At 72.9% G+C, this 25,454-nt stretch carries 21 protein-coding genes and 1 pseudogene; 9 read left to right on the forward strand and 13 right to left on the reverse strand.

Going from position 1 to position 25,454, the window contains the following annotated elements:
• Window positions 1-80: 80 nt before the first annotated feature.
• On the reverse strand, window positions 81-860 hold the full coding sequence (locus tag ACQ9ZG_RS06785) for a S1 family peptidase (protein ID WP_028415684.1): 780 nt from the start codon (window positions 858-860) through the stop codon (window positions 81-83).
• 253 nt (window positions 861-1,113) lie between these two features.
• Between ACQ9ZG_RS06785 and ACQ9ZG_RS06790 the strand changes: the two genes are divergently transcribed.
• Window positions 1,114-2,016 (forward strand): hypothetical protein, encoded by a 903-nt coding sequence (locus tag ACQ9ZG_RS06790; RefSeq protein WP_499280111.1) that lies wholly within the window; start codon window positions 1,114-1,116, stop codon window positions 2,014-2,016.
• Between the two features lie 30 nt (window positions 2,017-2,046).
• Window positions 2,047-2,799 (forward strand): annotated as a pseudogene (locus ACQ9ZG_RS06795) (ankyrin repeat domain-containing protein); the annotation flags it as partial.
• Window positions 2,800-2,938: 139 nt separating this feature from the next.
• Here the strand turns inward: ACQ9ZG_RS06795 and ACQ9ZG_RS06800 are convergent.
• Both ACQ9ZG_RS06800 and ACQ9ZG_RS06805 read right to left on the reverse strand, forming a co-directional pair.
• On the reverse strand, window positions 2,939-3,598 hold the full coding sequence (locus tag ACQ9ZG_RS06800; protein ID WP_258311877.1) for a GNAT family N-acetyltransferase: 660 nt from the start codon (window positions 3,596-3,598) through the stop codon (window positions 2,939-2,941).
• Window positions 3,599-3,794: 196 nt separating this feature from the next.
• Window positions 3,795-4,721, reverse strand: a complete 927-nt coding sequence (locus ACQ9ZG_RS06805) for an SDR family oxidoreductase (protein WP_499280113.1) — start codon at window positions 4,719-4,721, stop codon at window positions 3,795-3,797.
• Between the two features lie 199 nt (window positions 4,722-4,920).
• Here ACQ9ZG_RS06805 and ACQ9ZG_RS06810 point away from each other — a divergent pair, with 199 nt between their 5' ends.
• The 4 genes from ACQ9ZG_RS06810 to ACQ9ZG_RS06825 are packed head-to-tail and all read left to right on the forward strand — an operon-like array spanning window position 4,921 to window position 8,461.
• Window positions 4,921-5,673, forward strand: coding sequence for an enoyl-CoA hydratase family protein (locus tag ACQ9ZG_RS06810; RefSeq protein ID WP_084996095.1), 753 nt, complete (start codon window positions 4,921-4,923; stop codon window positions 5,671-5,673).
• A 3-nt stretch (window positions 5,674-5,676) separates the two neighbouring features.
• On the forward strand, window positions 5,677-6,567 hold the full coding sequence (locus ACQ9ZG_RS06815; RefSeq protein WP_084996094.1) for a CoA transferase subunit A: 891 nt from the start codon (window positions 5,677-5,679) through the stop codon (window positions 6,565-6,567).
• Window positions 6,564-7,349, forward strand: a complete 786-nt coding sequence (locus ACQ9ZG_RS06820; RefSeq protein ID WP_375138365.1) for a CoA-transferase subunit beta — start codon at window positions 6,564-6,566, stop codon at window positions 7,347-7,349. The genes ACQ9ZG_RS06815 and ACQ9ZG_RS06820 overlap by 4 nt, the downstream gene beginning before the upstream one ends.
• Window positions 7,349-8,461, forward strand: coding sequence for an NAD(P)H-dependent flavin oxidoreductase (locus ACQ9ZG_RS06825; RefSeq protein WP_109917419.1), 1,113 nt, complete (start codon window positions 7,349-7,351; stop codon window positions 8,459-8,461). The genes ACQ9ZG_RS06820 and ACQ9ZG_RS06825 overlap by 1 nt, the downstream gene beginning before the upstream one ends.
• 87 nt (window positions 8,462-8,548) lie before the next feature.
• Here ACQ9ZG_RS06825 and ACQ9ZG_RS06830 read toward each other — a convergent pair whose 3' ends face one another.
• The 5 genes from ACQ9ZG_RS06830 to ACQ9ZG_RS06850 form a co-directional block, all read right to left on the reverse strand.
• Complete coding sequence (locus ACQ9ZG_RS06830) at window positions 8,549-10,261, reverse strand: DEAD/DEAH box helicase (RefSeq protein ID WP_499280114.1); 1,713 nt, start codon at window positions 10,259-10,261, stop codon at window positions 8,549-8,551.
• 186 nt (window positions 10,262-10,447) lie between these two features.
• Window positions 10,448-10,651, reverse strand: a complete 204-nt coding sequence (locus tag ACQ9ZG_RS06835; protein WP_006123767.1) for a cold-shock protein — start codon at window positions 10,649-10,651, stop codon at window positions 10,448-10,450.
• A 252-nt stretch (window positions 10,652-10,903) separates the two neighbouring features.
• Entirely contained in the window at window positions 10,904-12,061 is a 1,158-nt protein-coding gene (locus ACQ9ZG_RS06840; protein WP_109916409.1) for an acetyl-CoA C-acetyltransferase, read from the reverse strand.
• 43 nt (window positions 12,062-12,104) lie between these two features.
• Entirely contained in the window at window positions 12,105-12,716 is a 612-nt protein-coding gene (locus ACQ9ZG_RS06845; protein WP_026237252.1) for a TetR/AcrR family transcriptional regulator, read from the reverse strand.
• Window positions 12,717-12,770: 54 nt separating this feature from the next.
• Window positions 12,771-13,553: an SDR family oxidoreductase gene (locus ACQ9ZG_RS06850; protein WP_109916408.1), complete on the reverse strand. Its 783-nt coding sequence runs from the start codon at window positions 13,551-13,553 to the stop codon at window positions 12,771-12,773.
• 103 nt (window positions 13,554-13,656) lie between these two features.
• Here ACQ9ZG_RS06850 and ACQ9ZG_RS06855 point away from each other — a divergent pair, with 103 nt between their 5' ends.
• Both ACQ9ZG_RS06855 and ACQ9ZG_RS06860 read left to right on the forward strand, forming a co-directional pair.
• Window positions 13,657-14,802 carry an acyl-CoA dehydrogenase family protein gene (locus ACQ9ZG_RS06855; RefSeq protein WP_109916407.1) on the forward strand — a complete coding sequence of 382 codons (1,146 nt, stop codon included), beginning with the start codon at window positions 13,657-13,659 and terminating at the stop codon, window positions 14,800-14,802.
• The gene (locus ACQ9ZG_RS06860) at window positions 14,802-15,788 is read left to right on the forward strand and encodes an acyl-CoA dehydrogenase family protein (RefSeq protein WP_028415670.1); all 987 of its coding nucleotides are present in this window, start codon (window positions 14,802-14,804) and stop codon (window positions 15,786-15,788) included. Before ACQ9ZG_RS06855 ends, ACQ9ZG_RS06860 begins: the two co-directional genes overlap by 1 nt.
• Before the next feature lie 87 nt (window positions 15,789-15,875).
• On the opposite strand, the gene ACQ9ZG_RS06865 is transcribed toward ACQ9ZG_RS06860, so the two are convergent.
• From ACQ9ZG_RS06865 to ACQ9ZG_RS06875, 3 genes are read right to left on the reverse strand one after another with little or no spacing between them, the layout of a single operon-like run.
• On the reverse strand, window positions 15,876-16,370 hold the full coding sequence (locus tag ACQ9ZG_RS06865; RefSeq protein ID WP_026237253.1) for a pyridoxamine 5'-phosphate oxidase family protein: 495 nt from the start codon (window positions 16,368-16,370) through the stop codon (window positions 15,876-15,878).
• 55 nt (window positions 16,371-16,425) lie between these two features.
• A complete protein-coding gene (locus ACQ9ZG_RS06870) occupies window positions 16,426-17,025 on the reverse strand; it encodes a HutD/Ves family protein (RefSeq protein ID WP_109914333.1) in 600 nt (199 codons plus the stop codon).
• Window positions 17,022-17,771 carry a vWA domain-containing protein gene (locus tag ACQ9ZG_RS06875; protein ID WP_109914332.1) on the reverse strand — a complete coding sequence of 250 codons (750 nt, stop codon included), beginning with the start codon at window positions 17,769-17,771 and terminating at the stop codon, window positions 17,022-17,024. Before ACQ9ZG_RS06875 ends, ACQ9ZG_RS06870 begins: the two co-directional genes overlap by 4 nt.
• 186 nt (window positions 17,772-17,957) lie before the next feature.
• Here ACQ9ZG_RS06875 and ACQ9ZG_RS06880 point away from each other — a divergent pair, with 186 nt between their 5' ends.
• Window positions 17,958-18,866, forward strand: a complete 909-nt coding sequence (locus ACQ9ZG_RS06880; RefSeq protein WP_028415667.1) for a rhomboid family intramembrane serine protease — start codon at window positions 17,958-17,960, stop codon at window positions 18,864-18,866.
• Between the two features lie 166 nt (window positions 18,867-19,032).
• On the opposite strand, the gene ACQ9ZG_RS06885 is transcribed toward ACQ9ZG_RS06880, so the two are convergent.
• Window positions 19,033-20,493: a glutamate synthase subunit beta gene (locus ACQ9ZG_RS06885; protein ID WP_018486570.1), complete on the reverse strand. Its 1,461-nt coding sequence runs from the start codon at window positions 20,491-20,493 to the stop codon at window positions 19,033-19,035.
• Window positions 20,486-25,045 carry a glutamate synthase large subunit gene (gltB, locus tag ACQ9ZG_RS06890; protein WP_109914330.1) on the reverse strand — a complete coding sequence of 1,520 codons (4,560 nt, stop codon included), beginning with the start codon at window positions 25,043-25,045 and terminating at the stop codon, window positions 20,486-20,488. The genes ACQ9ZG_RS06885 and gltB overlap by 8 nt, the downstream gene beginning before the upstream one ends.
• Window positions 25,046-25,454 lie beyond the last annotated feature (409 nt).

The following is a 25,454-nucleotide window of genomic DNA, read 5'->3' on the forward strand; positions in this document are numbered from 1 at the left end:
GTGGAGTGCTCGGGCGCTCCCGGGGTGGTTCAGCCGTGATGGTCACTCACCCGGTTCCGGCGCGGGGGCCGGTGCCGGGGTCAGAGCGTGGCGGCTGCCGAGGCGATGGCGGAGGCGAAGGTCGAGACCTCGGCGTAGACACCGGGGTAGCCGGGCCGGGCGCAGCCGTAACCCCAGCTGACGATGCCGACCTGGACCCACTCGTTGGCGTTGTCCTTGCGGAACATCGGGCCGCCGGAGTCACCCTGGCAGGTGTCGATGCCGCCCGTGTCGGGGTAGCCGGCGCAGATCTCCTCGTTGGCGATCAGCTCGTTGCCGTAGGCGGCGCGGCAGGCGGCGTCCGAGACGAACGGGACGTTGGCCTTGAGCAGGTAGCGCTGCTGGCTGCCGCCCTCGCGGTTGGCGCCCCAGCCGGCGACGGTGAAGGTGCCCTGGTTGTAAGCGGTGGTGGTGGCGATCTTGAGGGTGGGCTGGTTGATGGGCTGGGCGAGCTTGATCAGCGCCCAGTCCTTGCCGCTGCCGTTGTAGCCGGGGGCGCGCAGGACCTTGGTCGAGCGGACCTTGACGGCGTTGGGCGACTGGAGGTCGACGACGCCTCCGGTGGCGGTGATGGAGGTGTTGTTGCCCGATCCGTTCACGCAGTGGGCGGCGGTGAGGACGATGTCCTTGGCGTAGAGGGCGCCACCGCAGCCCATGGAGAGCCGGACCATGAAGGGGAACTCGCCCTGGGCGGCGCGGGTTCCGCCGACGACGGGGTTGGGGGCGGCCGAGGCGGTGACGGGCTGGAGGCCGACGACGGCGATCGCGACGGTGGCGACGACGACGGAACATCTCTTCAGCGCACGCAGAAGCTGCTTCACGGTTGCCTGCTTTCGTGGGGGGTCGCTGTGGGAACCAGGACGGGACACACCGAGGTTCGTCATGCACCCGTCAAGGCGATCCGATTATCGGGAGCGGGTGACCGCCGCCACAAGGCGCACTTTTCGGCCAGGTTCGCGGGCGGTCACTTCCCCCGGCGGACAGCCGCCTCCCCCCGCGCGCGTTGTCCCCCGCCTACAGTGGAGGTCCGTCGCGGGCGGGGGTTCCGCGCAGGGTGCGGATGGGGGTACGGGCGTGGGCAACGGCAGTCCGGGCACACCGGTCGTCCACGGCTTCCCGCATCTGGACACGGTCCGGTCCGCGATCACCGCGCTCTACCGACGGCTCTCCCCCGACGGCGTCCACGCCTACGGCACCAGCCTGCTCCCCGCCGACGCCGCCTTCGCGGACACGGATGATCTCCATCTCGGCGCCCAGCGGGTGGCCCGGGCCCTGGTCCAGCACCTGCGCCTGCCCGACGCCCGCATGGTCGTCGGCTTCCGCACGATGGAACACGCGGCGAGCGTGGAACTGACGGCGGGCCCCGAGTACTTCATCGAGCTGAACGACCGGTTCCGCACCCACCGCAGGGACATCGGCGCGGCGCTCGCGCACGAGATCACCCATGTCCTGCTGCACCGGCTCGGCCTGGAGTTCGCCGGCACCCGCGCCAACGAGATCCTGACCGACACCGTGACCACGTATCTCGGCGCGGGGTGGCTGCTGCTGGACGCCTTCCGGGAGGACGCCGTCTCCCGGCAGAAGCTGGGCTACCTCACTCCGGAGGAGTTCGGGTACGTCCTGGCCGAGCGGGCGCTGGCCTTCGGCGAGGACCCCTCGCCCTGGTTCACCAGCCCGCAGGCGTACACCGCCTACACCAAGGGCCGGGCGCAGGCGCTGCACGACCGGCGCCGGCCCCCGCTGACGGCGGCCGGCCGGTCGGGACGGCGGCGGTACGCGAAGGACCGGCGGTACGCCCAGGACCACCCCGGCACGGCCGCGGACCCGACCGTTCCGTACGCCTTCGAGACCGGCGGCACGGAGCTGCGGGTCTCCTTCCCCTGCCCCACCTGCCACCAGCGCATCCGGCTCCCGGTCCGGGGCCGGGTCACGGCCCGGTGCGGGCTGTGCCGGACCCGGCTGGAGTGCGACACGTAGACATGGTTTCGGCCACCGTAGGGTCGAAGCATGACGAACGAGCCGATCAGGGACGAACCAAGCCTGTTCGACGCGCTGTACGAGGACGACGACGCTGTCGTACGGGCTCTGCGCGCCGGCGCGCGGGCCGAGTCGAGCGACGAGGAGGGGACGACGGCGCTCTATCTGGCGGCGGTCCACGACCGGCCGGGGGCGGTACGGCTGCTGCTGGCGGCCGGGGCCGACCCCGACCGGGCGAGCGGCGGCGAGGAGAGCGACCTGCCGCTCTGCGGGGCGGCGTGCGGCGGCCACACCGAGGTGGTGCGGGCGCTGCTGGCGGCCGGGGCGTCGCCGGATCTGCGCGAGGAGTTCGGGTTCACGGCGCTGCGCTGGGCGGTGGGGCTGGGCCGCGCCGCCACGGTGGAGGCGCTGCTCGCCGGGGGCGCGGACCCGCTGCTGCCCGGTCCGCAAGGGGAGCCGATGCTGGTCCTGGGCGCGCAGCGCGGTTCGCCGCGGACGGTGCGGGCGCTGCTGGCGTACGGGGCGGGGGCGCCGGGCCAGGAGGCGGTGGTGGGCACGGCCCTGGCCGAGGCGCGGCGGCTGGCCGGGGTGGATGTGGAGCGGGAGTTGCTGCGGCGGCTGGAGGAGGCGTACGGCCCCGGGCTCGACGCGATGGTCCACCGCGACCCGGTCGACGGCGAGGAGACGGTCACCGTGGAGCTGCTGCGGGACGGGGTGCCGGCGGCGGGGGCCGACCTGCACACGGGGCACGCGGAGATCGCGGCGCTGCTGGCGGGCGCCGCGGAGGCTCCGGTGGCCGCGGGAGCCACGGGAGCCACGGGAGCCACGGGAGCCACGGGAGCCACGGGAGCCACGGGAGCCACGGGCGTTGTAGACGCTCCGGCCGCCCCGGGCACCCCAGGCACCCCAGGCACCCCAGAGGCTATGCCGGGTGGTGGTTCTCCCACTCCTCGCGGGTGAGGACGTACTCCACCTCTCCGTGCTCCGAGCCCTCGATGGCGTCCGGCCACTCCTCGGTGTAGGCGCGGAGGAAGGTGAGACCGGCCTTCTCCATGACCCGCCGGGAGGCCGCGTTGACGGCCATGGTGTTGGCGGTCACGCGCTCGGCCCCGAGGTCGGTGAACCCCTTGCGGATCAGGGCTCTGGCGCCCTCGGTGGCGTAACCGTGTCCCCAGGAGGCCCGGTTGAGGCGGTAGCCCAGCTCGACGACGGCGGGGTCGTGGTCGGCCAGGGGCCGCAGCTCGAACCAGCCGAGGAAGGTGCCGGTGGCCTTCTCCTCCGCCGCCCAGAACCCCCGGGTCCCGGTGCACGGGTGGTCGTGGAGGAGCCGGGGCAGGGTGCGCTCCCGGATGTCGTCGGCGCTGACGGGGCGGCCGCCGTTGATGTACCGCATGACCTCGGGGTCGTTGTCGAGGGCCAGCAGACCGGGCGCGTCGGCGGCCGTGAAGGGGCGCAGGCGGAGGCGGCCGGTCTCCAGGAGGACGGCGGAGGTGGATGCGGCGGTGCCGGCGGGATCGTGGGGCTTGAGTTCCGTCCAGCGGAACTCGTTCAGGGGGCCGGGGCCGGGGTCGTGCGGCGTCATGGTGCGCTCCTCGGGTGTCCTGTGCTGGATACCGGGCGCTCGCACGCGCGCGCAAACGGATATCCCCGCCCGGGAGGGCAGGGCGGAGGGCGCCGGGAGGGCGGCGGGCGTACGGAACCGCCCACGACGTCCGTACGCACGCCCTACGACGCCCTCCGTACGCACACCTCCCTGGGACGCCCCCGTACGCACCCCCCTACGACGCCCCGTACACCCCCTGCGGCGCCCGGGCCTCCGCCAGCAGGCGGCGTATGGTCTCGCCCGCCTCGGCCGGGGATCTGCGGGCGCCCCGGTCGTCGGTGGGGCCGGGGCGCCAGCCCTCCATGACGGTGATGCGGCCCGCCTCGGCCTCGAAGACGCGGCCGCTCACGCCGTCGCTGGCGGCGGAGCCGAGCCAGACGACGAGCGGTGAGACGTTCTCGGGGGCCATCGCGTCGAACTCCCCCTCCCCCGGAGCCGCCATCGTCGCGGCGAAGGTCTGCTCGGTCATCCGGGTCCGGGCGGCCGGGGCGAGGGCGTTGACGTGGACCCCGTACCGGGCCAGCTCGGCGGCGGCGACCAGGGTGAGGGCGACGATTCCGGCCTTGGCCGCCGCGTAGTTGCCCTGGCCGACGCTGCCGAGGAGTCCGGCGCCGGAGCTGGTGTTGATCACCCGGGCGACTGGGGTGCGGCCCGCCTTGGCCTCGGACCGCCAGTGGGCCGCCGCGTGCTTCAGCGGCAGGAAGTGGCCCTTGAGATGGACGCGCATCACCGCGTCCCAGTCGTCCTCGTCCAGGTTGACCAGCATCCGGTCGCGCAGGAAGCCCGCGTTGTTGACCAGGGTGTCGAGCCGGCCGAAGGCGTCCAGGGCGGTGGTGACGAGGGAGGCGGCGCCCTCGGTGGTGGCGATGTCCCCGTCGTGGACGACCGCTTCGCCGCCCGCCGCCTCGATCTCCTCGACGACCCGGCGGGCGGGTCCGGCGGAGGTGCCGTCGCCGCCGGGGCCGACGCCGAGGTCGTTGACGACGACCCGGGCTCCTTCGGCTGCGAAGGCGCGTGCGTGGGCCCGGCCGAGGCCGCGCCCGGCGCCGGTGACGGCGACGACGCGGCCCGCGCAGAGCCGTCCGGTGGTGGGTGGGGTCATCTCGTCTCCCGTACAGATGGGATCGGTCCGATGGGGTCGGTCCGATGGGGTCGGTCCGATGGGGTCGGTCCGATGGGGTCGGTCGGATGGGCTCGGTCGGATGGGCTCGGCTGGCGACCCGAGGTGGGATTGGCGGCCGGGGGCGTGACTGCTACCGTCCACCTAACAAATGTTTGGTGGAAAGGTAGCTGATCCTCCGATGACTGTCTCCACCGCACATCCGGCCACCGGCGCCGAGGGCGTCCGCATCGTCACCGTCGACCATCCGCCCGTCAACGCCCTCCCCGTACAGGGCTGGTACGACCTGGCCGAAGCCGTGCGGGCGGCGGGCCGCGACCCGGAGGTGCGCTGTGTCGTCCTGGCGGCGGCCGGGCGCGGCTTCAACGCCGGTGTCGACATCAAGGAGTTGCAGCGGGACCCGGGGAACACGGCCCTGATCGGCGTCAACCGTGCCTGCGCGGCGGCGTTCGAGGCGGTGTACGCGTGCGAGGTCCCGGTGGTCGCGGCGGTACGGGGGTTCTGCCTCGGGGGCGGGGTCGGGCTCGCCGGGAACGCCGACGCGATCGTGGCGGGCGAGGACGCGGTCTTCGGCCTGCCGGAGCTGGACCGGGGCGCGTTGGGAGCGGCGACCCATCTGGCCCGGCTGGTGCCGCAGCATCTGATGCGGACGCTGTACTACACCGCGCGCACGGTGACCGCGGCCGAACTCCTCGCCCACGGGTCGGTCTGGCGGGTGGTCCCGGTGGATGAACTGCTCGACGCGGCGGTGGAGTTGGCGGCGGAGATCGCCCGCAAGGACGGGGAGCTGCTGCGGCTGGCCAAGGCCGCCCTCAACGGCATCGACCCCGTCGACGTACGGCGCAGCTACCGCTTCGAGCAGGGGTTCACCTTCGAGGCGAGTCTGAGCGGGACGGCCGACCGGGTCCGTGCCGGCTTCGGCAAGGAGGCCTGAGAGATGACCGGTCGACCCGCGGTCCGCGACAAGACCATGACCCCCGACGAGGTCGCCGCCCGGCTGGAGAGCGGCATGACGGTCGGCATCGGCGGCTGGGGGTCGCGCCGTAAACCGATGGCCCTGGTACGGGCGTTGCTCCGCACCCCCGTCACCGGTCTGACCGTGGTCTCCTACGGCGGCCCGGATGTCGGGCTGTTGGCCGCCGAGGGCCGGATCGCCCGGCTGGTCACGGCGTTCGTGACACTCGACTCGATCCCGCTGGAGCCGCACTACCGGGCGGCCCGGCAGCGCGGGGCGTTCGCGCTGACGGAGATCGACGAGGCGATGTTCCTGTGGGGGCTGCACGCGGCGGCCAACCGGCTGCCGTTCCTGCCGGTGCGGGCGGGGCTCGGCTCCGACGTGATGCGGGTCAACCCCACGTTGCGCACGGTGACTTCACCGTACGAGGACGGCGAGGAGTTCGTCGCGATGCCGGCCCTGCGGATGGACGCGGCCCTGGTCCACCTGGACCGGGCGGACCGGCGGGGCAACGGGCAGTATCTGGGCCCCGACCCGTACTTCGACGACCTGTTCTGCGAGGCGGCGGACACGGCGTACGTCTCCTGCGAACGCCTGGTGGAGACGGCGGAGTTGACGAAGGGCGGCGCCGCACCGCAGACGCTCCTGGTGCAGCGGCACTCCGTCACCGGGGTCGTGGAGGCCCCCGGCGGGGCGCACTTCACCTCCGCCGTCCCCGACCGCCCGCGCGACGAGGCGTTCCAGAGGATGTACGCGGCAGCGGCGGCGGATCCGGCGGCCTGGGCCGGGTTCCGGGCGCGCTTCCTGCCGCCGGACGGCGACGAGCCGAGCTACCGGCGCGCGGTCGACGCCTGGCACGAGGAGCAGAAGTGAACGCGGCCGAAGGCCCTGCCGAGGGGATCCTCACCGGGAGCGCCACCGCCGCGGCCGCCACACGTGCCGAGTACTGCGTGATCGCGTGCGCGGAGGCCTGGCGCGGGAACGGCGAGGTGCTGGCGAGCCCGATGGGCGCGGTCCCGTCCGTGGGGGCGCGGCTGGCCCGGCTGACGTTCTCCCCCGAACTGCTGCTCACGGACGGCGAGGCGCTGCTCGTCGGACCGGACGGCGAGGTGGAGGGATGGCTCCCCTACCGCAGACATCTGGCACTGGTCACCGGCGGGCGGCGGCACGTGATGATGGGCGCGAGCCAGCTCGACCGGTTCGGCAACCAGAACATCTCCTGCATCGGGGAGTGGGAGCAGCCCGCCCGCCAACTGCTGGGCGTCCGGGGCGCACCCGTCAACACCCTGAACAACCCGGTGAGTTACTGGGTCCCCCGGCACTCGCCCCGGGTCTTCGTGGAGCGGGTGGACATGGTGTGCGGGGTCGGTCACGACAACGCGCGGGCGGCGGGCCCGTCCGCGACCCGCTTCCACCGCATCCCCCGAGTCGTCAGCGATCTCGGGGTGTTCGACTTCGGCACCCCGGACCGCTCGATGCGGCTGGTCTCGGTCCACCCCGGCGTCACGGTGGACCGGGTCCGCGAGGCGACGGGCTTCGCCCTCACCGTCCCGGCCGACGTTCCGTGCACGCGGACCCCGACCCCCGCCGAACTGCGCCTGATCCGCGAGGTCATCGATCCGTCGGGGACCCGTGACCGCGAGGTGCGGGCCTGATGCGCACGGCACTGACCGGCCTCGTCGGCGTCCGCCACCCCATCGTGCAGACGGGCATGGGCTGGGTCTCCGGTCCCCGGCTGGTCACCGCGACGGCCCGGGCGGGGGCGCTCGGGATCCTGGCCTCCGCGACGATGACGCCGGACCGACTGCGGGGCGCCGTAAGGGAGGTGAGGTCGCGCACCGACGCTCCGTTCGGCGTGAACCTCCGCGCGGACGCCGGGGACGCGCGGGAGCGGGTGCGGATCATCGTGGAGGAGGGCGTCCGGGTGGCGTCGTTCGCGCTCGCCCCGTCGAGGGAGCTGATCGCGGAGCTGAAGGACGCGGGGGTGGTGGTGATCCCGTCGGTGGGGGCCCGGCGCCACGCGGAGAAGGTGGCGGCGTGGGGCGCGGACGCGGTGATCGTGCAGGGCGGCGAGGGCGGCGGCCACACGGGGGACGTGGCGACGACGGTGCTGCTGCCGCAGGTGGTCGACGCGGTGGACATCCCGGTGGTGGCGGCGGGCGGGTTCCACGACGGGCGGGGGCTGGTGGCGGCGCTGGCGTACGGGGCGGCGGGCGTCGCGATGGGCACCCGGTTCCTGCTGACCTCGGACTCGACGGTGCCGGACGCGGTGAAGGCCCGCTACCTGGCGGCCACCGCCCGGGACATCACCCTGACGACGGCGGTGGACGGGCTCCCGCACCGGATGCTCCGTACGGAGATGGTGGCGGCGCTGGAGGGGGCGGGGCGGGTGCGGTCCCTGTACCAGGCGGTGCGCCGGGCGTCCCGCTTCCGCCGGATCTCGGGGCTGAGCCGGCCGCGCATGGTGCGGGACGGGCTGGCGCTGCGGCACGGCAGGTCGCTCACCTGGAGCCAGGTGCTGCTGGCGGCGAACACGCCGATGCTGCTGAGGGCGGCGATGGTGGACGGCCGTACGGATGCCGGCGTCATGGCGTCGGGCCAGGTGGCGGCCCTGATCGAGGATCTGCCGAGCGTGGCGGAGCTGGTGGGGCGGATCATGTCGGAGGCGGAGGAGGTGTGCGGGGTGGTGGGCCGGTACCCCGCACCCGGCCCGGACGGGCCACCACCCGGCCCGCCCGGCGTACCACCCGGCCCGCCCGGCGTTTGAGGACACCGCCGGCAGGCGGCCACCGAGGCGGGGCGCTGCCCCGGACCCATGTCCCTCAAGCGCCGGACGGGCTTGAATTCGCTGCCTCTACGCCGCCCGGCGGCCCCGCGCCGGGGCACCGGAACGCGCCGCACCGGAACGACCGGCACCGCCCCCGGCCCCGGTGCCACCCGCACCGGCACCCCGCCGCCCCCGGCCCCGGCTCCCGGAGCGCGGCGCCCCGCCGGAGCCCGAGCCGGCCGAACCGCCCGAGCGGGTCCGCTGCTTCGGGGTCTTCGGCGGCGTCGGCTGCGGCACCTCGATGACGACCGCGACGCCCGACGGCTCCCGCGCCCCCGTGATCCGGGACAGTTCGGCGTCGCTGGAGGTGACCCGTGTGGTGCGCGGGGCGATGCCCGCGTCCTGCATCAGCCGGGTCATCTCCCGCTTCTCGTCGGGCAGGACCAGCGTGACGACGCTGCCGGACTCCCCGGCACGGGCCGTACGGCCGCCCCGGTGGAGGTAGTCCTTGTGGTCGGTGGGCGGGTCCACGTTGACGACCAGGTCCAGGTCGTCGACGTGGATGCCCCGGGCCGCCACGTTCGTCGCGACGAGCGCGGTGACCTGGCCGTTCTTGAACTGGTCCAGGGTCCGGTTGCGCTGCGGCTGGGAGCGCCCGCCGTGCAGGGCGGCGGCCCGTACCCCGCTGGCCAGCAGCCGCTTGGCGAACCGGTCGGCGGCGCGCTTGGTGTCGACGAACATGATCACGCGGCCGTCCCGGGCGGCGATCTTCGTGGCGACGGCCTTCTTGTCCGTCTCGTCCAGGACGTGGAGCACGTGGTGCTCCATCGTGGTGACCGCACCGGCGGAGGGGTCGACGGAGTGGACGACCGGGTCGGTGAGGAACATCTTGACCAGCCGGTCGATGTTCTTGTCCAGGGTCGCGGAGAACAGCATCCGCTGCCCGTCCGGCTCGACCTGCTTGAGCAGGGCGACGACCTGCGGCATGAAGCCCATGTCGGCCATCTGGTCGGCCTCGTCGAGGACGGTGATGGCGACCTCGTCCAGCCGGCAGTCACCGCGCTCGATGAGGTCCTTGAGCCGGCCCGGGGTGGCGACGAGGACTTCGGCGCCGCGCCGCAGGGTGGCGGACTGCTTGGTGATCGACATGCCGCCGACGACGGTGGCGAGCCGCAGGTTCACGGCGGTCGCGTACGGGGTCAGCGCGTCGGTGACCTGCTGGGCCAGCTCGCGGGTGGGGACGAGGACCATGGCGAGCGGGGCGCGCGGCTCGCTGCGGCGGCCGGCGGTACGGGCCAGCAGGGCCAGGCCGAAGGCGAGGGTCTTGCCCGAGCCGGTGCGGCCCCGGCCGAGGATGTCCCGCCCGGCCAGCGAGTTGGGCAGGGTCGCGCCCTGGATCGGGAACGGCTCGGTGACGCCCTGCGCGGCGAGGGTCTTCAGCAGCGCGGCCGGCATGTCCAGGTCGGCGAAGGCGTCGACGGAGGGCAGCGCCGGGGTCACCGTCTCCGGCAGGGTGAACTCGGCGGGCGGTGCGGCGGCGGGCTTGCGGCGGGCCGGGGCCTTGGCGCGGTTAGCGCCGCCCCGTGCGGAGCCCTGGCCGCCCTGGCCGCCCTGTCCACGGGCCGGACGGGAGCGCGGGGCCCGGTCCTGACGTTCCCCGCGAGGGGTGCCCTGGCCTTCGGTACGGGAGGCGCGGCCCTGGCCTTCGGCGCGCGGAGCGCGGCCCTGGCGTCCGGTGCGAGGGGTGCGGTCCTGGCGTTCGGCGCGGGGCGCACGGTCCTGTCGTTCTGAGCGGGTCATACGGAATTGCCCTCCTGGGGGATTCCTGGGCAACTGCTGAATGGTTTCACTGCTCTGTGCCGGTCCGGCCGTCCTTGGTGCGCCCCCAGGATGTGCGCATAAGACGGCTTGTCCGCTCGGACAGCACAAACCGGGGCCCGCACCTTCACGGTGCGGGCCCCGGTCGCGAGGTACGCGTCGCGGCGATCAGGCCGGGACGATGTTCTCCGCCTGCGGGCCCTTCTGGCCCTGCGTGACGTCGAAGGAGACCTTCTGGCCCTCCTGCAGCTCACGGAAGCCGGAGGCGTTGATGTTGGAGTAGTGGGCGAAGACGTCGGCGCCGCCGCCGTCCTGCTCGATGAAGCCGAAGCCCTTTTCCGAGTTGAACCACTTCACGGTTCCAGTAGCCATGTCATTCTCCTAACAGAGAGGTGCAGTGCCGGAAATCCACACTTCGTGGATTCCAAGTCGCCGCATTGAGCCCCATCCGGAGAAAGCCGGAAACAATAAAGCGCCTGACGAAGCATTCCCGTCAGGCGCACATAATGTTCATGGGTACCAAAACTGCAACGGGAAGACTCTAGCACGTCCGCCCGGGAACGCACGTGAGGCACGACACGTGCCCGGACACCCGCGTCCGGCGGCTCGGCCGGTCCGGGCGGTTCACAGACGTTCGACGATGGTGACGTTGGCCTGGCCGCCGCCCTCGCACATGGTCTGGAGCCCGTAGCGGCCCCCGGTGCGCTCCAGCTCGTGCAGGAGCGTGGTCATCAGCTTGGCGCCGGTCGCGCCCAGGGGGTGGCCGAGCGCGATGGCCCCGCCGTTGACGTTGATGCGCTCCGGGTCGGCGCCGGTCTCCTTGAGCCAGGCGAGGACGACCGGCGCGAAGGCCTCGTTGATCTCGACGAGGTCGATGGCGTCGATGGTGAGGCCGGTCCTCTCCAGAGCGTACGCGGTGGCGGGGATCGGGGCGGAGAGCATGCGGATCGGGTCCTCGCCGCGTGCGGAGAGGTGGTGGACGCGGGCGCGCGGGGTGAGGCCGTGGTCCGCGACGGCCCGCTCGGAGGCGATGAGCAGGGCGGCGGCCCCGTCGGAGACCTGGGAGGAGCAGGCGGCGGTGATCGTGCCGCCGGGCAGGACGGGGCCGAGCGCGGCCATCTTCTCCAGGGTGGTGTCGCGGCGCGGCCCCTCGTCCACGGCGACCTCCCCGTACGCGACGGTCTCGCGGGCGAAGCGGCCCTCGTCGATGGCGCGGACGGCCCGGCGGTGGGAGGTGAGGGCGAACTCCTCCATGTCCCGGCGGCTGATGTCCCACTTCTCCGCGATGAGCTGGGCCCCGTGGAACTGGTTGACGGGCGCGTCCCCGTACCGGGCGCGCCACCCCTCGCTGCCCGCGAACGGGCCCTCGGTGAGGCCGAGGGGTTCGGCGGCCCGGCGGGAGGCGAAGGCGATGGGGATCTGGGTCATGCTCTGGACCCCGCCCGCCACCACCAGGTCCTGGGTGCCGGAGAGGACGCCCTGGGCCGCGAAGTGCAGGGCCTGCTGGGAGGAGCCGCACTGCCGGTCGACGGTGACGCCGGGGACCTCCTCGGGGAGCCCGGCCGCCAGCCATGCCGTACGGGCGATGTCCCCGGCCTGCGGTCCGACGGTGTCCAGGCAGCCGAGGACGACGTCCTCCACGGCGGCCGGGTCGACGCCCGCGCGGGCGATCAGCTCCGTGAGCACATACGCGCCGAGGTCGGCGGGGTGGACGGCCCCGAGGCCGCCCTTCCGCCGTCCGACGGGTGTCCGTACCGCTTCGACGATGTAGGCCTCGGCCATGGCTGCTGCTCCTCGGTCGTCAGGAGGTGGCTACGAGAGGTGGCTAGGTGCGCAGGGCGATCCCGTCCAGCACCATCGACAGGTACTGGCGGGCGATCTCCTCGGGGCTGTGGTGTCCGCCGGGCCGGTACCAGGAGGCCGCGACCCAGACGGTGTCGCGGACGAAGCGGTAGGTCAGGCGGATGTCCAGGTCGTCGCGGAAGGCGCCGTCGGCGACGCCGCGTTCCAGGGTGGAGAGCCAGGCCTTCTCGAACCTGACCTGCGAGTCGGCGAGGTAGGCGAAGCGGGGCTGGGTGGCGAGGTGCCGGGACTCCTTCTGGTAGATCGCGACGGCGGGGCGGTGCCGGTCGATCTCGCGGAAGGACTCGGTGACCAGTGCCTCGATGGTCTCGCGGGGGCCGAGCCCGGCGGCCAGGACGGCGTCGTACCCCCGCCAGAGTTCGTCGAGGAAGGCGGAGAGGATCTCGTCGACCATCGATTCCTTGGAATCGAAGTGGTAGTACAGGCTGCCGGCGAGCATTCCCGCCTCGTCCGCGATGCGGCGGACGGTGGTGGCGTTGTATCCCTGGGCGGCGAAGACCTCGGCGGCGGTGGCGAGGAGTTCGCGGCGCCGCTCGGGGGTGGGGGTCACCTGGGGCTTCTTCTTGGTAGGCACTCCGCCATTGTCCGCCCGCGGCCCGTGTCCCCACGCAGCCGCACCGCCCGGTGGTCACGCACGCTGGCTGCTGACGGCGACGACCTCGCCGGTCATGTAGGAGGAGTAGCCGCTCGCCAGGAAGACGATCACGTTGGCGATCTCCCAGGGCTCGGCGTACCGGCCGAAGGCCTCCTTCTCGGTGAGTTCGGCGAGCAGTTCGGCCGAGGTGACCTTGGCCAGGTGGGGGTGGATGGCGAGGCTGGGGGCGACGGCGTTGACGCGTACGCCGTGGTCGGCGGCCTCCAGTGCGGCGCAGCGGGTGAGGGCCATGACGCCGGCCTTGGCGGCGGCGTAGTGGGCCTGGCCGCGCTGGGCGCGCCAGCCGACGACGGAGGCGTTGTTGACGATCACGCCTCCGGTGCCGGTGGCCCGGAAGGAGCGCAGGGCGGCGCGGGTGCAGCGGAAGGTGCCGTTCAGGGTGGTGTCGAGGACCCTGGTCCACTGTTCGTCGGTCATCTCGGTGAGTTCGGCGGTGCCGCCGAGGCCCGCGTTGTTGACGACGATGTCCAGGCCGCCGTGGCTGCGCTCGGCGTGGGCGAAGAGGGCGCCCACCTGCTCCTCGTCGGTGACGTCGCAGGTCAGGGCGGTGACGCGGTGGGTGCCGAACTCCGCGGCGAGGGCGCGGGCGCTCTCTTCGAGCCGGCGGGCGTGGGCGTCGCTGATCACGACGCGCGCCCCCTCCTCCAGGAAGCGGCGGGCGGTGGCGCCGCCGATGCCGGATCCGGCGGCGGCGGTGACGACGGCGGTGCGGTCGGCCAGCAGTCCGTGGCCCGGCGGACAGTTCGGTGCGTTCATCGGCCCTCCCCCGGCTTCTCGACGGTCCCGGGGCCGTACGTTAACCTACCAAACACTTGTTAGGGAACAGTCGGTGGCGAGGTGGCCGGAAGGCGGGCGCGTCATGGAACTGGCGCAGACGGCACGGACCGAGGCGCTGCGGGCCGGGGCGCGGGCGTGGCTGCGCGCCCATGTGCCCGCCCGGCCGCTCCCCTCCCTGGAGACGGCGGAGGGGTTCGCCGCGCACCGGGCGTGGGAGGCGGAGCTGTACGGGGGCGGCTGGTCGGTCCCCTCCTGGCCCGAGGAGTACGGGGGGCGGGGCGCGGATCTCTTCGGGTGGCTGGCGTTCGAGGAGGAGTACTGGGCGGCGGGCGCCCCCGGCCGGGTCTCCCAGAACGGGATCAGCCTCCTGGCCCCGACCCTCTTCGACCACGGCACCGCCGAGCAGCGGGCCCGGGTGCTGCCGCCGATGGCGAGCGGCGAGGTGATCTGGGCGCAGGCCTGGTCGGAGCCGGAGGCCGGTTCGGATCTGGCGGCGCTGCGGTCGCGGGCGGTGCGCGCGGAGGGCGGCTGGCTGCTGTCCGGGCAGAAGACGTGGTCCTCGCGGGCTGCCTTCGCGGACCGGGCGTTCGGGATCTTCCGTACGGACCCGGGGGCCGCGAAGCCGCACCAGGGGCTCACGTATCTGATGTTCGGGCTGCGGGATCCCGGGGTCACGGTCCGGCCGGTCGGGCGGCTGGACGGGAAACCCGCGTTCGCCGAGATCTTCCTGGACGAGGTCTTCGTACCGGACGCGGACGTCATCGGGAAACCGGGCCAGGGCTGGCGGATCGCCATGTCGGCCACCGGCAACGAGCGCGGGCTCACCCTCCGCTCCCCCGGCCGCTTCCTGGCCGCCGCCGACCGGCTGGTGGAGCTGTGGCGGACGGTGGGCGACCCGGCGGACACGGCGCTGCGGGACCGGGTGGCGGACGCGGTGATCGGGGCGCGGGCGTACCGGCTGTTCACGGCCGCCTCGGCGTCCCGGTTCGCGGCGGGGGCGGCGCTGGGGGCGGAGTCGAGCCTGAACAAGGTGTTCTGGTCGGAGTACGACATCGCGCTGCACGAGACCGCGCTCGATCTGCTCGGCCCGGAGGCCGGGGCGGCGGACGGGCCGTGGGCGGAGGGGTACGTCTTCGCGCTGGCGGGTCCGGTCTACGCGGGCACCAACGAGATCCAGCGCGACATCATCGCCGAGCGGCTGCTCGGTCTGCCGAAGGGACGGCGCTGATGCGGTTTCTCCTCACGGACGAGCAGCGGGAGTTCGCCCGCTCGCTGGACGCGCGGCTGACGGCGGCGGACGTGCCGTCGGCGTTACGGGCGTGGGCCGCCGGGGACCACGCTCCGGGGCTGGCCCTGTGGCGGGGGGCGGCGGAGGCGGGCGTGTTCGCGCTGGCGGTCCCGGAGGCGTACGGGGGTGTGGGCCCGCTCCCGGTGGAGGCGGCCGCGGCCTGTGTGGAGCTGGGCCGCCACGGGGTGCCGGGGCCGGTGGCGGAGAGCCTGGCGGCGGGGGTGCTGCTGGGGTCGGTGGGCGGGGCTGCGGCGAAGGAGTGGCTGCCGGGGATCGCGTCCGGTACGGAGGTGGTGTCGCTGGTCGTGGCGGGCTACGGGCCGTACGCGCTGGACGCGGACGCGGCGGGGGCGGTGCTCGTGGTGGCGGGGGACGAGCTGCGGGTGGTGCGGGCTCCCGGAGAGCCCGTGCCCTCCCCGGACCCCGCCCGGCGGCTCTTCCGGCCGGCGGAGGGCGGCGAGGCGGTGGCCTCCGGCGCCCGGGTGCGCGAGGCGGCGGGGACGGCGGCGGCCTGGGCCGCCTTCGCGACAGCCGCCCAGGCGCTGGGCTGCGGGGAGGCGCTGCTGCGGGCGACGGTGGCGTACGTGGGGCAGCGCACCCAGTTCGGTGTGCCCGTCGGCTCGTTCCAGGCCGTCAAGCACCGCCTCGCCGACACCCTGCTCGGCCTGGAGTTCGCCAGGCCGCTGCTGTACGGGGCGGCGGTGGAGCTGGCCGAGGGCGCGCCCGGGGCCGGGGCGGCGGTCGCGGCGGCGAAGGTGGCGGCGGGCGAGGCCGCGTACGCGGCGGCCCGCACCGCCCTGCAACTGCACGGCGCGGTGGGGTACACCGAGGAGCTGGACCTCGCGTGGTGGCTGCGCCGGGCCCGGCCGCTGCGGGACGCGTGGGGCACCCCGTCGGCGTGCCGGGCGCGGGTGCTGGCGGGGTGAGGCGGAGCCGGCCCGTACGCCGGGTCCGGGCACCGGTGAGCGAGCCCCCGGGAACGGCCCCTCACCCGCCCGGTCCCCGGAGCAGCGTCACTTCCGCCGTGCCGTACGCAGCGGCTGTCCCGGGCGCCACGACTCGACGACCAGGAAGTCGCCGTCCAGCCCGACGCGGACCACCTCCGTCAGCTCCGCCCGGAAGAGCTGGAACGGCTGGGGCGGGTCGGCGTCGTCGATGAAGCGGGCGATCACCTCAGGGTCGGTGATCTCCACCGCCCGGCCGCTGACGCGGACGTCGCCGTCGTTCATCTCCGCGTCGGGCCCCGGGTTGGCGTGGAACGCGAAGCGCGGGTCCCTCCGCAGGTCCAGGGCCTTGCGGGAGTCCGGCATCATGCCGAGCAGCAGTTCGTCGAAGCGGAAGTCGGCCTCCAGGCCGGTGACGCGGGGCGAACCGTCCGCGCGCAGGGTGGCGAGGACGTGGTGCTTGTAGAGCTGGAAGCGCCGGCGCACGGTGTCGGCGAAGACGGGTTCGGCGGCGGCGAAGGCGCCCCATGAGGCGGTGGCGGAAGAAGACGTCATGGGCGCCATGCAACACCCGATACCCGACACCTTCTGTCCGCTATCCCGGTCCGTCTCCGGCCTCTCACACGTCCGAGAACGTGATCACCACCGCCTGGCCCATCGTCCGCAGCACCCCGGGAGACGCGTCCCGCGCCAGCACCGCGTCGTAGCGGTCGAGCCGGAGGCCCGTACCGTCGGGCCGGGCGTCCGCGCCTGCGGCCCGGGTGTCCGTACCGTCCAGCACGGCCCCGTCGTCCAGGGAGAGCGCGAGGACCGCGCCGCCCGGGGGCGCCATCAGGCGTACGGTGCCGCAGACGACGGCGGTCTCCGCCCGCGTACGCCCCCTGCGGTACATGACGTTCAGGTTGACGACGGGCCCGCCGAGCAGGAAGCCGTCGGTGGGCCGGTCGCCGGGGAAGTCGTGCGGCCACAGCGGTTCGTCGACGATGTGGTGCTCCCCGCCGACGACGAGGTCCATGCCCGGGCCCTCGACGACGGTGAGGGTGCGGTCGACACCGGGGAAGACGGAGAACGGGCCGTCGGCGGTGACGTCCGCCAGGCTCACCCGCCAGTCGAAGCCGTCGGCCCCCGCGGGCGCGGCCGCCACCTCGCGGGTCAGCCCGCCACCGTTCTTCCAGGGGACGGGCGTCCGGTCGGCGGCCCGCAGGACACGGACGCTCATCGGACGATCCCCTGCGCCTCGGCGGCGGCCAGCCAGGACGGGAACTCCCCCAGCAGCCGGTCGTACAGCTCGGTGTCCGGGACCTTCCGGGGGTCGGGCCCGGCGTGGAAGTACCCGGCGTTGTCGACCGGCCGCTTGGCGGGGACGGGCAGTTCGTCCAGCTTGCGCAGGAAGTCGAACTGGCTGCTGCGGGTGTTGCCGAAGCCGATGAACTGCCAGAACAGCGGCAGCTGGGCGGCCTTGCAGAGATAGCGCTCGGCGGCGAGCTTGCTGGTGGGCCCGCCGTCCGTCTGGAAGACGACCAGGGCCGGGTCGGTGGAGCCGCTGTCGAGGTAGTCGTCGATGACGGCGTCCATGGCCACGTGGTAGTTGGTCCGGCCCATGTGCCCGAGGTTGGCGACGATCTTGTCGATCATCCCGTGGTGGCGGTCCAGTCCGATCTCCGCGTGCCCGTCCACGTCGGTGGAGAAGAAGACCACGGGCACCCGTCCGTCGTCGTCGAGGTGGGCCGACAGGCCCAGCACCCGGTCGGCCAGCGCCTGCACGGTGCCGTCCTTGTAGTAGTCCCGCATCGAGCCGGAGTAGTCGAGCACCAGGTAGACCGCCGCGCGCCGGCCGTCGAGCCCGTGCTTCTCCAGCGAGGCCCCGGCGCTCTTGTACAGGCTGACGAGCCCCGGAGCCGACCGGCGTACCTTCTCCAGGCTGATGGCCGGGCCGGTGCCCACGGCCGTGTGCGAACCGTGCATGACGGCCCCCCGTTTCTCCCCACTGAGGCTGCGGACTGCGGACCTTGAGCGTAGGTCACCGCACGGCCCCCGGCCCCGGGGCCGTCCCCACCCGTTCGCTATCTTGATCGCCGCCGCCCACACCGGCCCCGCTACGCACCCCGTTTCGCACCCCCGTTTCGCACCCTCCGAGTGAAGGAGCCGGCCATGGAGGCCGCCGCCACCACGTGTTACCGCCATCCGTCGTACGAGACGTATGTGCGCTGCACCCGCTGCGAGCGCACCATCTGCCCGGAGTGCATGCACGGGGCCTCGGTCGGCCACCACTGCCCGGAGTGCGTGAAGGAGGGGCGGCGGTCGGTGCGGCGGGCCCGGACCGTGTTCGGCGGCGCGGTGTCGGGGGCGGTGGCCCCGGTGGTGACGTACGTCCTGATGGCGCTCAACGTACTGGCGTACGCCGTCGAGGTGGTCCGGCCCGAGACCGTGGACCGGTTCGCGGTGCTGGGGGCCGCGCTGACCGGGCCGGACGGGGCGCAGTACTACTACCGGGGCGAGGAGTACGCCGGGTACCGGCTGACGGGGATCGCGGACGGCGAGTGGTACCGGCTGGTGACGGGCACCTTTCTCCATCTGCCGCCGGACACCTCGTTCGGGGTGATGCACCTGCTGTTCAACATGTTCGCGCTGTGGAACATCGGGCGGGCGGTGGAGGGGCGGCTCGGCCGGGCCCGCTACCTGGGGCTGTACCTGCTGTCGGCGGTGGGCGGTTCGGTGGCGGTGTATCTGCTGGCGCCGGACACCTCCACCGTCGGCGCCTCGGGTGCGGTGTTCGGTCTCGCCGCCTCGTACTGGGTGATCAGCCGGCGGCTCGGCCATGACATGGCGGCGGTCAACCGGTTCATGGCCGGGTTCCTGCTCTGGATGGTGCTCTCGGCGCTCTTCACCTCGTGGCAGGGGCACCTGGGCGGGCTGCTGACCGGGGCGCTGGTGGCGTACGGGCTCGCCTACGCACCGGCGAAGCTGCGGACCGGGCCGCTCCAGCTGGCGGGCGGGGCGGTGCTGCTGGGGCTGTTCGCGGTGGCGGTGGCGGTGAGGACCTCGGCGCTGACGGGCTGAGGGCACGGCCGGCGGGCCGGGGGTGAGCCGCCCCCGGACGCGCCACGGCGCCCACTGAGTCCGGTCGGGGACAGGCGGGCGCCGCGTTCAGTTCCGTACGCCGTTGTACGGGACGTATCGAGGGGGTTCCCCCGGGCCGCGCGGGCCGGGGGAACCCGGGTGGTGCTCAGACCAGCAGGGCGCGGTCCGTCGGGCGGACCGGGGCCGGCAGTGCGCTGGTCCCGGTCAGGAAGCGGTCGACTCCGCGGGCGGCGGAGCGGCCCTCGGCGATCGCCCAGACGATCAGCGACTGGCCGCGTCCCGCGTCACCGGCGACGAAGACGCCGTCGACGTTGGTCGCGTAGCTCTCGTCGCGGGCGACGTTGCCACGCTGGTCGAGCTCCAGGCCGAACTGCTGGACCAGACCGTTGGACTGGTCGGTTCCGGTGAAGCCCATGGCGAGGGTGACGAGCTGCGCGGGCAGGCGCCGCTCGGTGCCGGGCTTCTGCTCCAGCTTACCGTCCTTGAACTCCACCTCCACCAGGTGGAGGGCCTGGACGTTTCCGTCCTCGTCGCCCTCGAAGTGGGTGGTGGAGACGGAGTAGACCCGCTCGCCGCCCTCCTCGTGCGCGGAGGTGACCTTGTAGAGCATCGGGAAGGTCGGCCAGGGCTGGCCCGCGTTCCGCTCCTCGCCCGGCTTCGGCATGATCTCCAGCTGGGTGACGGAGGCCGCGCCCTGGCGGTGGGCGGTGCCCACGCAGTCGGCACCGGTGTCGCCGCCGCCGATGACGACGACGTGCTTGCCCTCGGCGGTGATCGGGGGAACGGTGAGGTCGCCCTCCTGCACCTTGTTGGCGAGCGGCAGGTACTCCATCGCGTAGTGCACGCCGTTCAGCTCGCGGCCGGGGACCGGCAGGTCGCGGGAGACGGTGGCACCGGCCGCGATGACGACCGCGTCGTAGCGGCGGCGGAGCTTGGCGGCGTCGATGTCCTGGCCGATCTCCACCCCCGTACGGAACTTGGTGCCCTCCAGGCGCATCTGCTCGATGCGGCGGTTGATGTGCGACTTCTCCATCTTGAACTCGGGGATGCCGTAGCGGAGGAGGCCCCCGATGCGGTCCGCGCGCTCGTAGACGACGACGGTGTGGCCGGCCCGGGTCAGCTGCTGGGCGGCGGCGAGTCCCGCCGGGCCGGAGCCGATGACCGCGACGGTCTTGCCGGAGAGGCGCTCGGGCGGCTGCGGGGTGACGTCGCCGCTGTCCCACGCCTTGTCGATGATGGAGACCTCGACGTTCTTGATGGTGACGGCCGGCTGGTTGATGCCGAGGACGCACGCCGACTCGCACGGGGCCGGGCAGAGCCGCCCGGTGAACTCCGGGAAGTTGTTCGTGGCGTGCAGCCGCTCGGAGGCGGCGGTCCAGTCCTCGCGGTAGGCGTAGTCGTTCCACTCGGGGATGAGGTTTCCGAGCGGGCAGCCGTTGTGGCAGAACGGGATGCCGCAGTCCATGCAGCGGCCGGCCTGCTTGCTGATGATCGGGAGCAGCGAGCCCGGAACGTAGACCTCGTTCCAGTCCTTGACGCGCTCGGCCACGGGGCGGGTCTGGGCGACCTCGCGTCCGGTGGTCAGGAAGCCCTTGGGGTCAGCCATTGGTCGCCGCCTCCATCATCTTCTCGGTGGTCTCCTGCTCGGAGAGACCGGCGAGCTCAGCGGCGTCCTTGGCGGCGAGCACTGCCTTGTACGTGGACGGGATGATCTTGCTGAAGCGGGTCACCGCGGTGTCCCACCCGGCGAGGAGCTTCTCCGCGACGGTGGAGCCGGTCTCCTCGTGGTGGCGGCGCACGACGTCGTGCAGCCACTGCCGGTCGGTGTCGTCCAGCTCCTCGACGGCACCGAGGTTGCCGACGTTGACGTGGTCGCGGTCGAGGTCGATGACGTACGCGATGCCGCCCGACATACCGGCGGCGAAGTTGCGGCCGGTCTCCCCGAGGACGACCGCGTGGCCGCCGGTCATGTACTCGCAGCCGTGGTCGCCCACGCCCTCGGAGACGACGAGGGCGCCGGAGTTGCGGACGCAGAAGCGCTCGCCGGTGCGGCCGCGCAGGAACAGCTCGCCGCCGGTCGCGCCGTAGCCGATGGTGTTGCCGGCGATGGTGGAGTACTCGGCGAGGTGGTCGGCGCCGCGGTCCGGGCGGACGACGACGCGGCCGCCGGAGAGGCCCTTGCCGACGTAGTCGTTGGCGTCGCCCTCCAGGCGCAGGGTGACCCCGCGCGGGAGGAAGGCGCCGAAGGACTGGCCGGCCGAGCCGGTGAAGGTGATGTCGATGGTGTTCTCGGGCAGGCCCGCACCGCCGAACTTCTTGGTCACCTCGTGGCCGAGCATGGTGCCGACCGTGCGGTTGATGTTGCGGATGGCGACCTGGGCCCGGACCGGCTGGGCGGCCTCGGGGCTGTCGGCGCCGAGCGCGTCGGCGGCCAGCTTGATCAGCTGGTTGTCGAGCGCCTTGGTCAGGCCGTGGTCCTGCTCGACGATCCGGTGGCGGACCGCGCCCTCGGGCAGCGCGGGCACGTGGAAGAGCGGGGCGAGGTCGAGGCCCTGTGCCTTCCAGTGGGTGATCGCCCGGTCCTTGTCGAGGATCTCGGCGTGGCCGACGGCCTCCTCGATGGAACGGAAGCCCAGCTCGGCGAGGATCTCGCGGACCTCTTCGGCGATGAACTCGAAGAAGTTGACGACGTACTCGGCCTTGCCGGAGAACCGGTCGCGGAGCACCGGGTTCTGGGTGGCGATGCCGACCGGGCAGGTGTCCAGGTGGCAGACGCGCATCATGACGCAGCCGGAGACGACGAGCGGCGCGGTCGCGAAACCGAACTCCTCGGCGCCGAGCAGCGCGGCGATGACGACGTCACGGCCGGTCTTGAGCTGGCCGTCGGTCTGCACGACGATGCGGTCGCGCAGCCCGTTGAGGAGCAGCGTCTGCTGGGTCTCGGCGAGCCCCAGCTCCCAGGGGCCGCCCGCGTGCTTGAGGGAGGTGAGCGGGGAGGCGCCCGTTCCGCCGTCGTGGCCGGAGATGAGGACGACGTCCGCGTGCGCCTTGGAGACACCGGCGGCGACCGTGCCGACGCCGACCTCGGAGACCAGCTTCACGTGGATGCGGGCCTGCGGGTTGGCGTTCTTCAGGTCGTGGATGAGCTGCGCGAGGTCTTCGATGGAGTAGATGTCGTGGTGCGGCGGCGGCGAGATGAGGCCGACGCCGGGCGTCGAGTGACGCGTCTTGGCGACCCACGGGTAGACCTTGTGGCCGGGCAGCTGGCCGCCCTCGCCGGGCTTGGCGCCCTGGGCCATCTTGATCTGGATGTCGTCCGCGTTGACCAGGTACTCGCTGGTCACACCGAAGCGGCCGGAGGCGACCTGCTTGATGGAGGAGCGGCGCGCCGGGTCGTAGAGGCGCTCGGGGTCCTCGCCGCCCTCACCGGTGTTGGACTTGCCGCCGAGCTGGTTCATCGCGATGGCGAGCGTCTCGTGCGCCTCGCGGGAGATGGAGCCGTACGACATGGCGCCGGTGGAGAACCGCTTGACGATCTCGGAGGCGGGCTCGACCTCGTCGATGGAGATCGGGGCCCGGCCGGAGGTGAAGCCGAAGAGGCCGCGGAGCGTCATGAGCCGCTCGGACTGCTCGTTCACCCGGTCCGTGTACTGCTTGAAGATGTCGTAGCGGCGGTTGCGGGTGGAGTGCTGGAGGCGGAAGACCGTCTCCGGGTCGAAGAGGTGCGGCTCGCCCTCGCGGCGCCACTGGTACTCGCCGCCGATCTCCAGCGCGCGGTGCGAGGCCGCGATGCCGGAGGCGGGGTACGCCTTGGTGTGCCGGGCGGCGACCTCCTTGGCGACGACCTCCAGGCCGGCGCCGCCGATCTTGGTGGCGGTGCCGTTGAAGTACGTGGCGACGAACTCCTCGTCGAGGCCGACGGCCTCGAAGACCTGGGCGCCGCGGTAGGAGGCGACGGTGGAGATGCCCATCTTGGACATGACCTTGAGGACGCCCTTGCCGAGGGCGTAGATCAGGTTCCGGATGGCCTGCTCGGCCTCGATGTCCTCGATGAACGTGCCGGCCCGGACCAGGTCCTCGACGGACTCCATGGCGAGGTACGGGTTGACCGCGGCGGCGCCGTAGCCGATGAGCAGGGCGACGTGGTGGACCTCTCGGACGTCCCCGGCCTCGACCAGCAGCCCGACCTGGGTGCGCTGCTTGGTGCGGATGAGGTGGTGGTGGACGGCGGAGGTGAGCAGCAGCGAGGGGATCGGGGCGTGCTCGGCGTCGGAGTGCCGGTCGGAGAGGACGATGAGGCGGGCGCCGTCCTCGATGGCGGCGTCGACCTCGGCGCAGATGGCCTCGATACGGGCGGCGAGGGCGTCGCCGCCGCCGCTGACCCGGTAGAGCCCGGCGAGGGTGGCGGCCTTCATGCCCGGCATGTCGCCGTCGGCGTTGATGTGTATCAGCTTGGCCAGCTCGTCGTTGTCGATCACCGGGAACGGCAGCGTGACGCTGCGGCAGGTGGCCGCGTTCGGCTCCAGGATGTTGCCCTGGGGGCCGAGCGAGGAGCGCAGCGAGGTGACCAGTTCCTCGCGGATGGCGTCCAGCGGCGGGTTGGTGACCTGGGCGAAGAGCTGGGTGAAGTAGTCGAAGAGGAGCCGGGGGCGCTCGGAGAGCGCGGCGATGGGCGAGTCGGTGCCCATGGAGCCGAGCGGCTCGCCGGCGGTGCGGGCCATCGGGGCGAGGATGACGCGCAGCTCCTCCTCGGTGTAGCCGAAGGTCTGCTGGCGGCGGGTGACCGAGGCGTGGGTGTGCACGATGTGCTCGCGCTCGGGCAGGTCGCTCAGCTCGATCTCGCCGGTCTCCAGCCACTCCTGGTAGGGCTGCTCGGCGGCGAGGGACGCCTTGATCTCGTCGTCCTCGATGATGCGGTGCTCGGCGGTGTCGACGAGGAACATCTTGCCGGGCTGGAGGCGGCCCTTGCGGACGACCTTGGAGGGGTCGATGTCGAGGACGCCGACCTCGGAGGAGAGCACGACGAGGCCGTCGTCGGTGACCCAGTAGCGGCCGGGGCGCAGACCGTTGCGGTCGAGGACCGCGCCGACCTGGACGCCGTCGGTGAAGGTGACGCAGGCCGGGCCGTCCCAGGGCTCCATCATCGTGGAGTGGTACTGGTAGAAGGCGCGCCGGGCCGGGTCCATGGAGTCGTGGTTCTCCCACGCCTCGGGGACCATCATCAGCACCGAGTGCGGCAGCGAGCGGCCGCCGAGGTGGAGCAGCTCCAGGACCTCGTCGAAGGAGGCGGAGTCGGAGGCGTCGGGGGTGCAGACGGGGAAGATCCGGTCGAGCTGTGCCTGCCCGAAGAGGGAGGAGGCGAGCTGGGACTCGCGGGCCTTCATCCAGTTGCGGTTGCCCTTGACCGTGTTGATCTCGCCGTTGTGCGCGACGAAGCGGTACGGGTGGGCCAGCGGCCAGCTCGGGAAGGTGTTGGTGGAGAAGCGGGAGTGGACCAGCGCGACCGCGGAGCCGAAGCGGCGGTCGGAGAGGTCGGGGAAGAACGGCTCCAGCTGCCCGGTGGTGAGCATGCCCTTGTAGACGATGGTGCGGGCGGAGAGCGAGGGGAAGTACACCCCGGCCTCACGCTCGGCGCGCTTGCGCAGGACGAACGCCTTGCGGTCCAGGACGATGCCGGTGGACTCGCCGTCGGCGACGAAGACCTGGCGGAACTCGGGCATGGTGGCGCGGGCGCCGTTGCCGAGAAGTGCGGGGGTGACCGGGACGTCGCGCCAGCCGAGGACGGTGAGGCCCTCCTGGGTGGCGATCTCCTCGATCGTGCGGACGGCCTCGGTGGAGCCGTCGGCGGGGAGGAAGGCGATACCGACGGCGTACGAACCCGCCTCGGGCAGCTCGAAAGGGGTCTCGGCGCGCAGGAAGGCGTCGGGGACCTGGCAGAGGATGCCGGCGCCGTCGCCGGAGTCGGGCTCGGAGCCGGTGGCGCCGCGGTGTTCGAGGTTGCGCAGCACGGTCAGCGCCTGCTCGACCAGCTCATGGGTGGCCACACCGGTCAGAGTGGCCACGAACCCGACGCCACAGGCGTCGTGCTCGTTACGGGGGTCGTACATCCCCTGCTGGGCGGGGCGACCGTCCATGGGCGACCAGGCGTCGATACGCATCGGCTCTCCCGTCGTCGTCGTGGCATTTGCGGTGCCGAGGGACGACGTTGGCCCTCTGCGAAATTTCGTGCAGGTTACATGATGGGGCGCTTCTCAAGAAGCGGAAGGCCTGTTCCAACATGCGGACACCGGGATGACCGGAGGTGACTGGGTGACCAGGAGCGACCGGCCCGCCCGGGGTGGGTCGCTGTCGGAAGGAGCGGCGCCCGGGGAGTCGCAGAGAGCAGGCGTCGTTGCCTGCGGTGCCTACGGCTCATGCCCGGCGGCAAAGCAAACGAAACCACCGGGTAACGGCTACTTATGTGTAGCGCTGCATAGGGTCTCATTTTACGGCCGCCGGGCCCGCCCCGCCCAGTGGGCGGGGCCAAGACGTACGTCACAGGGGTTACCGCGCGATTGAGCCGTTCGG

This window comes from Streptomyces araujoniae, from assembly GCF_050871195.1.
GTDB lineage: Bacteria > Actinomycetota > Actinomycetes > Streptomycetales > Streptomycetaceae > Streptomyces > Streptomyces bacillaris.

Coding starts and splice junctions, on each gene's coding strand:
- ACQ9ZG_RS06800 (WP_258311877.1), bottom strand. CDS start 3,598: ATGACGCCGCACGACCCCGGCCCCGGCCCCCTGAACGAGTTCCGCTGG.
- ACQ9ZG_RS06805 (WP_499280113.1), bottom strand. CDS start 4,721: ATGACCCCACCCACCACCGGACGGCTCTGCGCGGGCCGCGTCGTCGCC.
- ACQ9ZG_RS06810 (WP_084996095.1), top strand. CDS start 4,921: ATGACTGTCTCCACCGCACATCCGGCCACCGGCGCCGAGGGCGTCCGC.
- ACQ9ZG_RS06815 (WP_084996094.1), top strand. CDS start 5,677: ATGACCGGTCGACCCGCGGTCCGCGACAAGACCATGACCCCCGACGAG.
- ACQ9ZG_RS06825 (WP_109917419.1), top strand. CDS start 7,349: ATGCGCACGGCACTGACCGGCCTCGTCGGCGTCCGCCACCCCATCGTG.
- ACQ9ZG_RS06830 (WP_499280114.1), bottom strand. CDS start 10,261: ATGACCCGCTCAGAACGACAGGACCGTGCGCCCCGCGCCGAACGCCAG.
- ACQ9ZG_RS06835 (WP_006123767.1), bottom strand. CDS start 10,651: ATGGCTACTGGAACCGTGAAGTGGTTCAACTCGGAAAAGGGCTTCGGC.
- ACQ9ZG_RS06840 (WP_109916409.1), bottom strand. CDS start 12,061: ATGGCCGAGGCCTACATCGTCGAAGCGGTACGGACACCCGTCGGACGG.
- ACQ9ZG_RS06850 (WP_109916408.1), bottom strand. CDS start 13,553: ATGAACGCACCGAACTGTCCGCCGGGCCACGGACTGCTGGCCGACCGC.
- ACQ9ZG_RS06855 (WP_109916407.1), top strand. CDS start 13,657: ATGGAACTGGCGCAGACGGCACGGACCGAGGCGCTGCGGGCCGGGGCG.
- ACQ9ZG_RS06860 (WP_028415670.1), top strand. CDS start 14,802: ATGCGGTTTCTCCTCACGGACGAGCAGCGGGAGTTCGCCCGCTCGCTG.
- ACQ9ZG_RS06865 (WP_026237253.1), bottom strand. CDS start 16,370: ATGGCGCCCATGACGTCTTCTTCCGCCACCGCCTCATGGGGCGCCTTC.
- ACQ9ZG_RS06870 (WP_109914333.1), bottom strand. CDS start 17,025: ATGAGCGTCCGTGTCCTGCGGGCCGCCGACCGGACGCCCGTCCCCTGG.
- ACQ9ZG_RS06875 (WP_109914332.1), bottom strand. CDS start 17,771: ATGCACGGTTCGCACACGGCCGTGGGCACCGGCCCGGCCATCAGCCTG.
- ACQ9ZG_RS06880 (WP_028415667.1), top strand. CDS start 17,958: ATGGAGGCCGCCGCCACCACGTGTTACCGCCATCCGTCGTACGAGACG.
- ACQ9ZG_RS06885 (WP_018486570.1), bottom strand. CDS start 20,493: ATGGCTGACCCCAAGGGCTTCCTGACCACCGGACGCGAGGTCGCCCAG.
- gltB (WP_109914330.1), bottom strand. CDS start 25,045: ATGCGTATCGACGCCTGGTCGCCCATGGACGGTCGCCCCGCCCAGCAG.